Source organism: Brachybacterium horti, from assembly GCF_054777615.1.
Window position 1 is genome coordinate 1 of record NZ_BAAHAM010000007.1, and the last position, 12421, is coordinate 12421.

General features: G+C 68.0%; 16 protein-coding genes and 1 pseudogene. 3 read left to right on the forward strand and 14 right to left on the reverse strand.

The features are described 5' to 3' along the window. Positions 1-38 precede the first annotated feature (38 nt). The 5 genes from ACYVAP_RS16375 to ACYVAP_RS16395 form a co-directional block, all read right to left on the reverse strand. A complete protein-coding gene (locus tag ACYVAP_RS16375) occupies positions 39-2192 on the reverse strand; it encodes an ATP-binding protein (protein ID WP_498861550.1) in 2154 nt (717 codons plus the stop codon). Between the two features lie 29 nt (positions 2193-2221). Then, positions 2222-2875: a hypothetical protein gene (locus ACYVAP_RS16380; protein WP_498861551.1), complete on the reverse strand. Its 654-nt coding sequence runs from the start codon at positions 2873-2875 to the stop codon at positions 2222-2224. A gap of 577 nt (positions 2876-3452) precedes the next feature. Further along, positions 3453-4502 carry a hypothetical protein gene (locus ACYVAP_RS16385; RefSeq protein WP_498861552.1) on the reverse strand — a complete coding sequence of 350 codons (1050 nt, stop codon included), beginning with the start codon at positions 4500-4502 and terminating at the stop codon, positions 3453-3455. Between the two features lie 273 nt (positions 4503-4775). After that, on the reverse strand, positions 4776-5048 hold the full coding sequence (locus ACYVAP_RS16390; RefSeq protein ID WP_498861553.1) for a hypothetical protein: 273 nt from the start codon (positions 5046-5048) through the stop codon (positions 4776-4778). A gap of 93 nt (positions 5049-5141) precedes the next feature. Continuing rightward, entirely contained in the window at positions 5142-5465 is a 324-nt protein-coding gene (locus ACYVAP_RS16395; RefSeq protein ID WP_498861554.1) for a hypothetical protein, read from the reverse strand. A gap of 155 nt (positions 5466-5620) precedes the next feature. On the opposite strand from ACYVAP_RS16395, the gene ACYVAP_RS16400 reads away from it, so the two are divergent. Continuing rightward, positions 5621-6589, forward strand: a complete 969-nt coding sequence (locus ACYVAP_RS16400; RefSeq protein WP_498861555.1) for an Abi family protein — start codon at positions 5621-5623, stop codon at positions 6587-6589. A gap of 122 nt (positions 6590-6711) precedes the next feature. Here ACYVAP_RS16400 and ACYVAP_RS16405 read toward each other — a convergent pair whose 3' ends face one another. The 6 genes from ACYVAP_RS16405 to ACYVAP_RS16430 all read right to left on the reverse strand — a co-directional run bounded on the left by ACYVAP_RS16405 (position 6712) and on the right by ACYVAP_RS16430 (position 10004). Further along, positions 6712-7401 carry a hypothetical protein gene (locus ACYVAP_RS16405; RefSeq protein WP_498861556.1) on the reverse strand — a complete coding sequence of 230 codons (690 nt, stop codon included), beginning with the start codon at positions 7399-7401 and terminating at the stop codon, positions 6712-6714. Positions 7402-7461: 60 nt separating this feature from the next. Then, entirely contained in the window at positions 7462-8073 is a 612-nt protein-coding gene (locus ACYVAP_RS16410; protein ID WP_498861557.1) for a recombinase family protein, read from the reverse strand. A gap of 139 nt (positions 8074-8212) precedes the next feature. Continuing rightward, positions 8213-8719, reverse strand: coding sequence for a helix-turn-helix domain-containing protein (locus tag ACYVAP_RS16415; protein ID WP_498861558.1), 507 nt, complete (start codon positions 8717-8719; stop codon positions 8213-8215). After that, a complete protein-coding gene (locus tag ACYVAP_RS16420) occupies positions 8685-9347 on the reverse strand; it encodes a hypothetical protein (RefSeq protein WP_498861559.1) in 663 nt (220 codons plus the stop codon). The genes ACYVAP_RS16415 and ACYVAP_RS16420 overlap by 35 nt, the downstream gene beginning before the upstream one ends. A 2-nt stretch (positions 9348-9349) precedes the next feature. After that, positions 9350-9640, reverse strand: a complete 291-nt coding sequence (locus ACYVAP_RS16425; RefSeq protein ID WP_498861560.1) for a hypothetical protein — start codon at positions 9638-9640, stop codon at positions 9350-9352. A 73-nt stretch (positions 9641-9713) separates the two neighbouring features. Then, the gene (locus ACYVAP_RS16430; RefSeq protein WP_498861561.1) at positions 9714-10004 is read right to left on the reverse strand and encodes a thermonuclease family protein; all 291 of its coding nucleotides are present in this window, start codon (positions 10002-10004) and stop codon (positions 9714-9716) included. 123 nt (positions 10005-10127) lie between these two features. Here ACYVAP_RS16430 and ACYVAP_RS16435 point away from each other — a divergent pair, with 123 nt between their 5' ends. Beyond that, complete coding sequence (locus tag ACYVAP_RS16435; RefSeq protein ID WP_498861562.1) at positions 10128-10250, forward strand: hypothetical protein; 123 nt, start codon at positions 10128-10130, stop codon at positions 10248-10250. Between the two features lie 194 nt (positions 10251-10444). Continuing rightward, the gene (locus ACYVAP_RS16440) at positions 10445-11023 is read left to right on the forward strand and encodes a hypothetical protein (RefSeq protein ID WP_498861563.1); all 579 of its coding nucleotides are present in this window, start codon (positions 10445-10447) and stop codon (positions 11021-11023) included. A gap of 49 nt (positions 11024-11072) precedes the next feature. Here the strand turns inward: ACYVAP_RS16440 and ACYVAP_RS16445 are convergent, their stop codons facing one another. From ACYVAP_RS16445 to ACYVAP_RS16455, 3 genes and pseudogenes are all read right to left on the reverse strand, one after another. Next, positions 11073-11276, reverse strand: coding sequence for a helix-turn-helix domain-containing protein (locus ACYVAP_RS16445; RefSeq protein WP_498861564.1), 204 nt, complete (start codon positions 11274-11276; stop codon positions 11073-11075). 157 nt (positions 11277-11433) lie between these two features. Then, positions 11434-11850, reverse strand: a pseudogene (locus tag ACYVAP_RS16450) (thermonuclease family protein); the annotation flags it as partial. Next, positions 11843-12421 (reverse strand): hypothetical protein, encoded by a 579-nt coding sequence (locus ACYVAP_RS16455; protein ID WP_498861565.1) that lies wholly within the window; start codon positions 12419-12421, stop codon positions 11843-11845. The pseudogene ACYVAP_RS16450 and the gene ACYVAP_RS16455, both read right to left, overlap by 8 nt.

A 12421-nucleotide genomic window follows, 5' to 3' on the forward strand; every position in this document is an offset into this window, starting at 1 on the left:
GCTGCCGGTGGTGGTGACGTTCGCTGTCATCTGCTGGGTCATTTCTGCTCCTCGGTGTCATGGTCGAACAGGGAAAAGTCATCGTCGTGGCCCCAGGGGTCCACGTCATCGGTGGTCGGACCGGCGGCCGCCGCTGCCGGCTCCTCCTCGGTGGCCGGGGCCGGCTCGGGGTCCGCGGCGGCCGGCTTCTCCGGCGCCGGCTCCTCGATGACGGCCGGCTCCGGCTGCTCGGTGGACACCGGGGCGGGCGGGGAGCTCGCGGCCAGTTCCTCCTGCGTGAGTGGCGCCGGCAGGGCGCGCTGCACGAGCACGCGCCGCTGCTGCCAGGGGTGGCGGGTGGCGAGGATCGCCTCACCGGGGCCCAGCTTGCGCAGCACGTCGGGGTGGATCACGAACTCCTTGACGGTGCGCAGCGACCCTTGCCCGGACTTGCTGGTGAGCGTGCCCAGCATCGTGCGGTCCTCGAACACCTGCATCGTCTCGGCCATGGCCTGCTGCGTACCCCAGGACTTCGCGTAGTCCTCGGCCCGCTCGGACTGCACGTGCACGATCTGCACGTTGGTGTTGGTCAGGATCGTGGTCAGCAGGCCCTCGCTGGACTCGATCACGCTGCCGACGTCCTGCGTGGCGAGGACGACCGCGGCGCCGTTGGTGCGGCCGCGCTGGAGCAGGTCCACCACGGCGTCACCGCCCAGCGCGCTGAACTCGTCCACGACGATCATCGCCATGCGCGTGACCTTGTCCGCGGTGCGGTTCCAGCTCTGTGAGCCCAGGTGCCCCAGCACGGCCTGCAGGTCCTTGATCGCCAGGTTGGCCATGGACGTGGCGGCCACGGTGTCCTGCATGGAGTCCAGGTCGAACACGACCACATCCCCGGCACGCAGGGCATCCTCGAGGTTCAGCCCCTCGGCATCCTCAGCCAGTAGGGGACCGACCGCGGAGGTCAGCATCTTGCCGATGCGGGCACGCATCCCCTCGGCCGACTCTCGCTTGCGGGGAATCTCCTCCAGCTCCTCGGCGTAGTCCGCCAGGTCCAGCTGGAGGTCCCCGGAGAGGTGGTGCCGCACGCTCATGAGCGTGCTCAGCCGCATGATCCGGTGGAGGTGGTGGAGGTCCCGTCGCCACGGCAGCCGCTTCCCGCCGCGCTCGTAGGTCCGATCCCTAGCCACCAGCTCATCCAGTGCCCTCGTCGCGTACCCGAGCAGCTCCTGCCCGTTCGCCTTGTGAAACGGTTCGGAGAACCCTCCGTCAACGGCGGCAGCCTCGACCTCCACGATCCGGGTTGCCACGGCGCCGGCGGTGCCGTGGCGGATCGGGTTGTAGCGCAGCTCCGCATCCAGGGCCACGTGAAGGAAGCGCCGGCCCGCCCGGTGGGCGATCCGTCGCATGGCTTCGGTGACTTCAGGGTCCGGCTTGAGGTTGAGGTAGATCAGCGGGACACGCAGCGGCTGCGCGGCCGGTGCCTCTAGGGCGCCGCGCACCAGCGTGATGATGTCCGTGGTCTTGCCGAACCCGGAGGCGCCGTCGATCCAGCAGTGCTGGAGGAACGCGGCCAGCGGCACGTCGGCCGGCCGCCCCGTGCCCTGGTCGATGCCTACGCGCACGCGCACGTCGTGCACGGTCGTCGGCGGGGCCTCGCGCGGGCCGCTGGCGCGGCGAGCACCGCCCGGCGCTGCCGCCTTCGGGGCCGGCGCCCAGGTCTGCATCTTCGCGGTGCGGCGCATGGCCTTCTGCCGACTCATCACGGTGCGGTTCTTCGTGGGCTGCCTCCACGCGGCGTCATGCCGACGCACGTACATCGACAGGCCCGCCCCGATCGTGCAGCCCAGCGCGATCGCCAGCGGCAGCTGCGCGAGCAGCCAGCCCGCCCAGCGCTCCGAGACCAACGGACCCACGGCCGCCGGCACGCCCCGCGGCCCGGACGTGACCGCTGCATCCACCACCGCCGGCACCAGCTCCAGCACCCACCGCACGTAGGGCGGCCCCAGCGTGAACCCCAGCAGTCCCAGCAGCAGCAACGTCACCCCACCCAGCAGCACCCACCACGCCCGCACCTGCCGCCACTTCCGCAGCGCCAGCACCACCAGCGCCGTCACCAACGCTGCCAGCACGTTGGTGATCACGAACAGTGCAGCAAGGAGACGAAGAATCGCCACCAGCCCACTGGCCGGCTCCTTGGTCTCTGTGCCCACACGCAGGCGAGGTCCATTGCTCGCAGTCATCACAGCTCCTCCCCCTGCCACTCCTCCACCACCACGCGCCGCCGCACATCCTCGGCCTTCGCCCAGGCGTTGCTGTCCTCCGCCACCTGCTGCACGCGCCCCAGCGCGGGCTGCGCTGCCCAGTACCGGATCACCCCCACGCGATCGTCCAGCAGATAGTTCCGCATGATCTGCCGCAGCCTCCGCACGTCCTTGGGCGTCATCTCCAGCTCGTGCACGACACGCTGCCCGTTCGGTGCCACCTGGATCAGATCAGGGAACTGCCGACGCCGCCGCACGTCGGCACCGGGCCGCAACGTTGCCCACACCACATCCGTGCCCTGCACGTGCTGGTTCGCGGTGTCCTCCGAACGCATCTCCCGCTCCGTCACGAGCGTGAAGTCAGGGCGCGCCGACTGCACATGATGGGCCAGGTCCACCAACTCCAGGTCATGCCGGTACTGACTGAACTTCGCCGTCACCACCGCCCCCGTCACGCCCACAGCACGCATCCCCTCGCGCGTCGCAGACAAGAACCGCGGCGCCGACTGGAGCACCCGATCAGACACGACCAGCTCCCGTTCCTCCAGCCCACGCAAACGCCGGTACAGCGGAGACAGCAACGACGGCTCCCGCTTTCCATGCACCCACTGCTGCAACTGCACAGCCGTCATGAACGGAAACCGACACAGCAACCTCAAGTAATCCAGATCCCTGTCCGTCAACCTACCCATGCAGCACCATCCCCAACCAACTAGCCACCCACATAAGCCCAATACCAGCCGGACCCTATACACCACCCAAGCTTACCAAACACTGAACCCCACCGCACAAACCAACCCACCACCCACACCTAACACCTGCACTCACCGCACCCACACCCCCGCCCTACCCCTCTACTACCTACCCTGCTCCAACAAGCTCACCCCCGACTCCATACACACCTACTACCTACACTCCTGCACCCCACTCTCCTACCTACCTTCCATCACACTCTCACTCTCTACTACTCACTCACTCACCTACTCTCAATCTACTCATCACTCACACTCACCTACCTACTCACTCACCACTCTGTTATCCCCTGCCCTGCTCTGACCTCCCTCGACTTCCATGAACACCACCCACTGACTTCTCGAAGAATGAGACGAAGTTTGGGGGTGGTGTTCATGGATCAAAGAGGTTCCCGGAGGTCAGAGCAGGGCAGGGGATCAGTCCTATGACTGGTGAGTGAGTAGGTAGGTGACAGCTTCATGCTGCCGCCGGGTGGGAGTGACGGAGCCGCGTAGCGGCTCCTCGTGCTGCCTCCAGAGCCTCCTGGAGCAGCTGACGTGTGGTCGCAGTGATGGGGTTCTCCTGGGCTCGCTGGCGAGCCTCCAGGCGCTCCTGGCGAGCACGCTCCTGCTCGACCAGGACAGCCTCTCGATGAGCGCGCCGGCGCTCCTCGGGCGACGGCAGCGGGCAGCCGGCAGAGCCGCGCCAGCGGCGCAGCCGATGCACCGCCCACGCCCGCACCGAGCGCACACCGTGCGCCCCGGAGTGCGGCCAGGGCGTCCCATCAGGACGCTGATCCAGGGCCCGCAGAACGTCCGCGACGGTCCAACCGCTCTCCCAGAAATCCCTGCCGAGCGAGCGCACCGCACGCAGCGACGCCCGGCGCAGCACGAAGCTGCGACGCCGCATCTCGGCAGCAGCAGCCAGCATCTCCACGCGCGTCTCCGGCACCCGTCGCACGTCCCAGAACGGGTCACGATGAGCAGCCGGCAGCGCCTCGACCATCCGCCGATCCGCACCACCAGACAGCCGACGACCGGACCGCCGCGCCGCCTCGATCGCCTCCAGGGAAGCCGCCTCGCGCGCGCTGCACGCGCTCGCGTGCGAAGGGTTATTACTACTCACCTGAGGGTGAGACGGGGTGACAGGTTCGTCCCCAGAATCGACCGCCGGCACTGGCACCGCGAGCACGTAGACCGCAGAGTCAGCATGCTGCTCCCCGTCCTTGTTCGGGGGCGCGAACCGTGCCGAACGGCCCGCCGCGACCCGCCCGAGCAGCCCCGCCTGGTGCAGCTTCTGGAGCAGCCGCGCGACCGTCCGCGTCGCGCATCCCAGGCGCTCCGCCATGGCCTCCCACGTCAGCCGGCGCACCAGCAGCGAGCGTGACTCCGAGGCTCCAGCGAGCACCTGAGCGATCGCCTCGACCGCGCGCCGCGTGTCCCTCCGCGCCATGACGAACTCGGGATGCTCCAGAACTTCGCGCACCCACTCCTGCGGAGTCGAGGCACGCCGCGCACCGATCGCCACGAGCGCCTGCGCGACGCGCCACGGCGCCGCCTCGTGCTCGCGTACTGGCCGCCGTGGAGCCCTGCGACGCGAGCCACGCGGCCCGTGCAGCGTGCTGGACGCAGAACGGAAGTTGGGTACACTCAAAACATGTTCCCTTCCTTTGGGAGGGTGCGATGAAGGGACGGACCGCTGGTCCGCCTGACGTCCGATGAGCTGTTCCCGCCAAGAAACTGGGCTCATCGACTACTCGTGTGAACGCCCCTAGCTAGCCAGCTGGGGGCGTTTGCGTTGCTAGAACAAGCTCTCCTCCTCGCGCTTCCTGCGCTCCAACTCCAGGGCGTCGTCCTCGGCCTGGATCATGGCCTCAACGATGAGCGAGCGGCCCGCGCCGTCAATCTCCGCCGCATCCACCAGATACCTGAGGACATCGCGCACACTCACGCGGGAGGCCCGCGCCATGTCGATCAACTTGGCAGCGCTGGTCGGCGTGAACGTCACGTTCGTCGCGTAGTCCTTCCCGCTGGAAGGGTCGTACGCGATAGGTCGTCCCATCGGCTGGCGCATACCTCGACCATAAAGGAAGGAAAGATAAGAAGTCCAGCATGCCCCGTGACGGCGCGCCGCGCTGATCTACAGCGGAGAAGGGCTGATTCGAAGTTACAGCGTCGAGGCGTTGTCCGGCTGGGAGCTACGACAGCCGTACTCCTGCATGGGTCGGGCCTGGCTGGTGGCGTCGAGGCATCCCAGGCGATCGTGTTGGCCGCAGGTCTGGCAGGTCCAGGTGCGGTGTCCGGGTGCCAGCGTGTCGGTGCGGCAAGCGCAGGCGGTCCAGCCCACCAGCAGCTGCGTCCCCTCGCACGCCCCGCAGCGCGAGGGGGGCCGCTCGGCCCAGCCGCGCGGCGTGCGGATCAGGGGTGGGAGGATGGTGCGGCCGTCCAGCTCGGTGAGCTTGACGCCCTGGGGGTAACTGCTGAGGGTCACGGGCGCACTGTACGGGCGCTGGCGGACAGTGCGACTGGAGTGCTCTGAGTCGCACAGACGGGATGGGTTGTCGGTCGCGCTGCTACAGTTAAGGCAATCGTTCAGCCCGGCCGGATCTCTCCGGTGCGGGCTGGATCTCTGTCTGGGGGTACTCGATGGCGAACGTCAAGGACTACACCAACGTCGAAACCCAGATCGGGACGATGCGCCGCCGGAACATGGTGGTCGATGAGGACGAGGCCCGTCAGTGGCTGTCCCACGTGAACTACTTCAGGCTCAGCGGCTACTGGTACCCGTTCCGGCGCACCGACGAGAACGACGCCCGCCTGGACGACTTCGAGGCGGGCACCCAGTTCCATGACATCACGCTGCTCTACGAGTTCGATCGGAAGCTGCGGGTGCTCGTCCTCGACGCCTTGGGGCGCGTGGAGGTAGCTCTACGACGCGCACTCTCGGACCACCTCGGAGGGATCGACCCACTGGCATACCTGCTCCCCGAGGTTTACCGGCCCGAGTTCGACCACGCCCAGTGGAAAAAGCAAGCAGAGAAGCGCGTGGATCGCGCGGACAGACGCGGGTCGTTCATCGCGCACCAGCGCGCTGCGTATAACGGCATCCCCATCTGGATCCTGTCAGAGGTGCTTGACTTCAGCGACCTCTCGATCCTCTACGAAGGCCTCACCGGAGTGGACCAGTGGAAGGTTGCGCGCAACCTCGGGATCGACATCGCGATCGATGCAGTGCCCCCTGGGAAGAGGCGCCAGAAGGCTGCCGGCCTGCATCCGCTTGCCCGCTGGCTTGAACAGCTGTGCATCGTCCGTAACGTGTGTGCTCACCACGGGCGGCTTTGGAACGAGCAGTTCGTGCCAGCCTCGACCGTGTTCATGGGCAAGATCCCCGCACTGGAGACCCTTCCGGTGGGTGAGAGTCGTTCGCTGTACGGATCACTTCTCGTCACCGCGCAGCTGCTCACCGTCATCTCCCCCGGAAGCTCATGGGCTTTGCGGGTTCGGGAGCTGATCGGACGAGAGCTGACCCCGATCCCAGGGTGTGACGCCGCCGGAATGGGGTTCCCTCCCGGATGGTCTGAGGCGAACCTATGGAACGGACCGCCCACGGCGTAGAAGCGCTGCCCACCAATCAACGGGACACGGAAACTGCGTCGCTACGCAAGTGCGCATGGGCGCAAGAGCGCAGTTTCGCCCGGAAGAGGTGGGGCGCCCGTCGGCTCTCGTAGCTCCGACTCCTAAGGCCGGCGGACCCGTACACGCTGCTCGAAGATCGCTTCTGCCTCGCCCTGAATGACTTCGGGGTCCGGCGCGTATCCGAGGTTCCGTAACGCTGCCGAAGTGACCCCTTTGCTGACCATCTCCTGCGTGGGCAATGCGTAGCCATCATCATCCCAAAGTCGCTCCCCTGACCTCCAGGTTTGGTAGTGGAGGACCTCCCTGGCAGGTTTCGTTGCAAACGGGACAGCGGCTTCCTCCACTGCGATGATGCGGGCGCGGCGCGCGAGGAAGCTCGTGCCCTCTGGATAGTCGGCGTCGGGGGTCACTGCTCCGAGGGGGTGCACTCGATACAGACTGCCCCCGCGCATGCGAGGTGTGTTCTGCCAGGGGTTGCGCGGCGGAAGCTCTCCGTCAGGGTCGAGCCCCATCAGAAGGTGCATCAGGAGCCCAAGGTCCCAGCGGGCCGCGTAGTCGCGAGCCAGCAGCGCATCCGTGGTGAAGCTGACGTGGTGGAAGTCGAGCTCCTCCGTCCCCGTGATCGGGAGGCGACTGTCCGCGGGAAGCTGGCACAGCTCGGTGAGTGGAAGCAGCGTGGAACCCACGGTGAGGCCGTCCGGGCCGCCGTGCCAATAGGCGGGGCCAGCGGCTGCCGCTGCCAGCTCCTCCCGTAGTCGGGCCCGGTCGGCCTTGGCCTTCTTCCCACTCATCCTCTGCCCCTTTGTCGGAAGTGCGCTACCGCGCCACTGCGCAGATGCGCAATAGCGCATTTACGACTGTAGCGGCGCCTGCTGCCCTCGACGGTAGCGGTCATGCCCAGGTGTCTCCTCGCGGCAGACCCGGGCGACGGTGCTCGCGGACAGACCGGTGGCCGCCGCGACCTGCCTGTATGACTTCCCCAGGCCGCGCAGCATGAGCACGGTCTCGTGCTGCTCGGGCGTGACGGCGACGGGCCGGCCCGGGTGTCGGCCGCGGGCTCGCGCGGCCTCCAGGCCGGCGCGGGTCCGCTCGGCGATCCGGTCCCGCTCGCGCTGCGCGAGCGCCCCCAGGATCGTCACGCTGAACAACCCATCGGCCGTGGACGTGTCCACGCGCTCGTAGAGGGACTCCACGGTGATCTTCCGGGAGGCCAGCTCGTCCAGGGTCAGGATGATGCGCGCGGTGCGCCGGGAGAGCCGGTCCAGGTCGGAGATGACCAGGGTGTCCCCCGTCGCGAGCACATCGGTCACCAGGTGGTCCAGGACGGGGCGGCGCTCGGACGCGCCGGACGCCTTCTCCTCGTGGATGTGCTCGCGGAGCACACCGCGGGCCTCCAGGGCGTCCAGCTGCCGCTCCAGGGACTGCTCCTCGGTTGAGACCCGCGCATAGCCGTAGAGCGTCACGGTGCCGCCTCCTGTGCCATAAAGGGCTGATCTGACGGAATTCTGGCACAGATCATTATGGTGCACGGATATGACACGCGGCTACCTGCACGGACGTCGGCAGCCGGCGGCCGACTCAGGGTGACCCCTCAACGACCGTTTATGGCTCAGTACTCCACAGTCGGCGGCGGGCGTCCTGTAGGTATCGCTCCGCATCGGGCTTGGTCATCCCTGGGAAGGCGCGCCAAATCTCGTCGCGGGGCGGGATGCGGCCATAGCGACGGAAGAAGTCATCGACCCACGCGGTCACGTCCTCAGCCGCTGCGCGCTGCCGCGGCGGTTGCGTGGAGGCGCCGCGCGGAGGCGGCTCGGTGCGGGGACGCGGGGGCGAGGTTCGTCGCGTGACCTCGGTGCGCGGTCGCGGGGGTCGTCGCGGGGCTTCGGTGCGTGCGCGCTCGAGGTCGGCCGACGCGATGCGGAGCCTCTTCGCTCCGAGGCGGAAGGCGCTGAGTCTGCCGGTCTTGATCCACCAATAGATGCGCTGCCGGGGGACCCCCGCAGCCACGGCTGCCTGCGTGGGGGTCAAGAGCCGCCCACCCTCCCCCGCATCGGCGGCGGAAGGGGTCGGGTGGTCACCCAAGGTGCGCACGGGCCATGAGGTGCGCACGACGCCCGCGCACGTTCCGGTCCCGCCGCCCCCGATAGAGAGCAGCCACCCCCTGCGTGAACAGCCCCAGTGCGGCGATCACGAGCCCGGTAACGACCACGAGCTGAACGACCTCCCGGAGGGACGACGGCATGGAGAACTTCGTACCCAGGCTGATGAGCGCGGCATCCGCGACACAGAAAACGAGCACATTACGGAGGGTCCTCCCCCAGTGCATGCGGGCAAGGCTCAGCAGTATCGCAGCGAGCATGGCGGTGGCCACCACTGTCAGGGTCAGCGCGCGGGCTTGCCACGGTGGCCCCGGGAGAGCGAGGACCAGGACGATCGCACTCGTGTCGGCGATACCCACAGCGCTGGTCGCCAGGGCGTTGCGCCAAGCGGGGTGGCCGGTGATCGCGCCGCCGGGCGTCTCATCCAGGGAGGCGTCACCCCAGCGGGTGGCGTACCGGACGCCCAAGCCTGCCACGGCGAGCACGGGGAGGACGTAGGGGATGGCTCCCCACAGGTCCACACCCTCGGGGGTCGCGTGGAAGGTCAGCACCAGCAGGAGACCCAGCGTCATCACCCACGAGGCGACCGCCTCCAGCGCGAGCGAAAGCGCCCAGCGCCGGCCGTTGAAGCGACGCATGCTCACCACTCCCCCAGGTCGGAGAATGCGCCCCGGTCGGCCCGTCGATTCGCCTCATGGACGCTCTGGCGGCGCAGGCCCAGCACGGCTCCGACATCGGACAGGCTCAGTGAGCGAAGCGCTTCGCGGATCGCGGCGGCTCGCAGATCCAATAGCAGCTCGCGCCGTGCCTCGACGGCGCGAAGCTCGTCAGCGGTCGCTGTCAGCACGCCTAGGGGCCCACCCCAGGGCGTGGACCATCCGGGCTGATGCTGATCGGCTGCCGTGAGTAGGTCGTCCACGTTCTCACTCATACGGCAAGTGTCAGGGGCCCTTGACGCGGCTGTCAAGGGCCCCTGACGGGCGGGGTGTCGGCTGCGCAATCGGTCAACTGCTCTCGTCCAGGTCCGGGCAGTCCGCCCAGGCGCCGGCGCCGGCGTCCCGGGCGGCCGCCGTGGCGGTCTCGTAGTCGGCCAGGCGGTCCGGGTCCGGCTCGCTGGCCGGCGTCCAGGCGTAGGTGTAGCCCTCGCTGATGAGCGTGGCGCCGGCATCCCCGGCGTCGGTCTCCACGTAGCGCAGCAGCCGGCCGTTGTGGTCCTCGTCGTCGAGCCAGTCGGCGGCATTGATGATGAGTCCGCCGACGCCGGCGCTGAGCGGCAGGACTCCGTGCAGGGTCACGGCGTCGTCTTCCTCTCCTGTGCGGCGCCTCGCGACAGCGTCGATCGGTCGGGGGCCGCGCGTAGGGTGGCTCGCCCACGGTGATGGGAGGAGGTGAGTCGGGGCATCACGGAGGCGCTGGTCATGGGCATGGGACTGGTGGCGGCGGTGCTGAACCTCGGGGCTGCGGTGCTGCGTCTGGCGGAGACGCTGGTGGCGCATCCGGGGCGGCCGATCGGGCTGCGGGCCGGTCGGCATCGCCGGTGAGCACAGGAGGGGTCGACACCATGGTGTCGACCCCTCCTCGCGCATAGTGGCCTACCCGACCCCATGCAGACACCTCCATGATGTACGGCGGGGTGAAAGAATGCCGTCATGTTAGGCTCGCCACAGTACGAGGTGGTACATCGGTCGCCGAGTCTGTCGACCAGGGGATAATTTTACTTGAAATGAGGGGAATCATGCGCATGAAAAGCAAGCTTTTCGGGGTCCTTGCTGCGGCATTTCTTCTGATGCCCACCTCGGCCGCCCTGGCCGAGGGGGCAGACGGAGGGGGTATCGTAGAGGGTGAGACGGGGGATAGCGGAGATAGTTTTCAGGGCATCAGGGATCCGCTCATTGAGGCGCGCACGGAGCAGACACCTCAGGAGGTCGCGGATAGGATTGCTTCCGGGCGAGATGACTACGTTCTGTTTGGCGACGACGGAGAGACGCTGGCGGCCCTCGACCTTTCCGAAATGAAGGCGGCGACCGGCAACGACTCATCTTTCCAGATGCTCGCGATTTCGCCTATTCATGTGGGGTGCGACATGAGCTCGCTCACCGCACAAAACATGTGCGTAGGATACAATGGAAAGTATCGGACTGGTTTTAGTGGAACCGGCCGTTACACGACGACCATTAAAAAGGTCGAGGTTTTCCAGTCCGGCAGCCGCCCGAGCGGAGTTCAGCTCTCGTCTGGCAAGTGGACGCGTGTAAAGGCGCATCAGACCGGCGCTTTCTCAAGCCCCACTACGATCGTCGCAGTTGAACGAACCTGAAGCTGCTCGCTATGAACGCATAGTAGGCGCCCAGGAAGAGGGGCCGACCTTAAGGGGTCGGCCCCTTTCCGTACGCGATGAGCTGCGCGGTCTCCTCGTAGTAGCGCTGGATGTAGGCCTCGAACTCGGCGTGCTCGACGCGCCACTGTCCGCGGCCGCCCACCTGGATTGCGCGGAGCTCCCCGGACCGCACGAGTGCGTAGGCCTGGCTGCGGCTGATGGAGAGCACCTCTTGCACGCCCTCCAGAGGCATGAACCTGGGAGCGGGGCTGTTCTCGTCGGTGCTCATCGGTTCTCGGCCAGGTCCGGGCAGTCCGCCCAGGCGCCGGCCGCTCGGGCGGCCGCAGTGGCGGTCTCGTAGAGTCGGCCAGGCGATCCGGGTCCGGCGCGCTGGCCGGCCTCCAGGCGTATGCGTAGCCCTCGCTGACGAGCGCGGCGCCGGCATCCCCGGCGTCAGTCTCCACGTAGCGCAGCAGCCGGCCGTAGCGATCCTCCGCGTCGGCGCGGGAGTCGGTGACCAGCTCCACGGCCGTACCCTCGGGCAGCAGCTCCGCCAGCCGGTCGGCGGCCTCCTCGCCACCGCACTGTGCGGGCTCCCCGTCGTGGCCCACCTCGGGCGTGTTGATGCCGAGCAGCCTCACCCGCTCAGTGCCGCCGTTAGGGCTGGTGACGTCGATCGTGTCGCCGTCGATCACGTAGTCCACGGCCCACTCGGCGCCCGTGGCGGGCGCCGCCGCCGGGGTGCTGAACGGAGCGCATGCGCTGATGAGCAGTGCAGAGAGCGCAAGCGCACCACCGTGCAGGCCGCGGGGAAGGGGCTCACGCATCGGACAGCAGTCGCTCTAGGTCATCTCGTGCGGCATCCACGGCAGCGGGCGTTGTGCGCGGGCGCAACGCCGGGATGGTCCGGGCCACCGCGTTCATGAAGGCCCCATCTGAAACCTGTTCGCGGACGAACTGGTCGCCGGCCGCGTCCAGCAGTATCAGCAGCCGCTGCTGGTCCGCGTTCATGTGCTGGTCGGGATGAGCGACCAGCACAAGCTGGGTGCCTCGGGGCAGTCCCAGCCGAGCCGAGATGAGCTCACGGCCGACATAATTCACGCACTGCGCGGTCAGGAACCAACCCAGCACCGCCCCGGCGGTGATGAAGAGACCGGGCCCCGCCTGGAACAGGGACGCCAGCAGCCAGCCCAGCAGCGCACCCAGGATGATGCCGAGGGCGCCAGCGGCCGGACCCGCGTCCGCGCTGGCGATGCTGAGCTGGTGCGTGTAGAAGCGCGGTGCCCCGGGGACCGCGACCACCACGGAGTCGCGCCCTACGGGACGCATGTCCGCTCCCCAGGCACGTGCCGTCGGGCCGGAGTAGCTACGGCGTCGCAGGTCATCAAGATTGGTCAT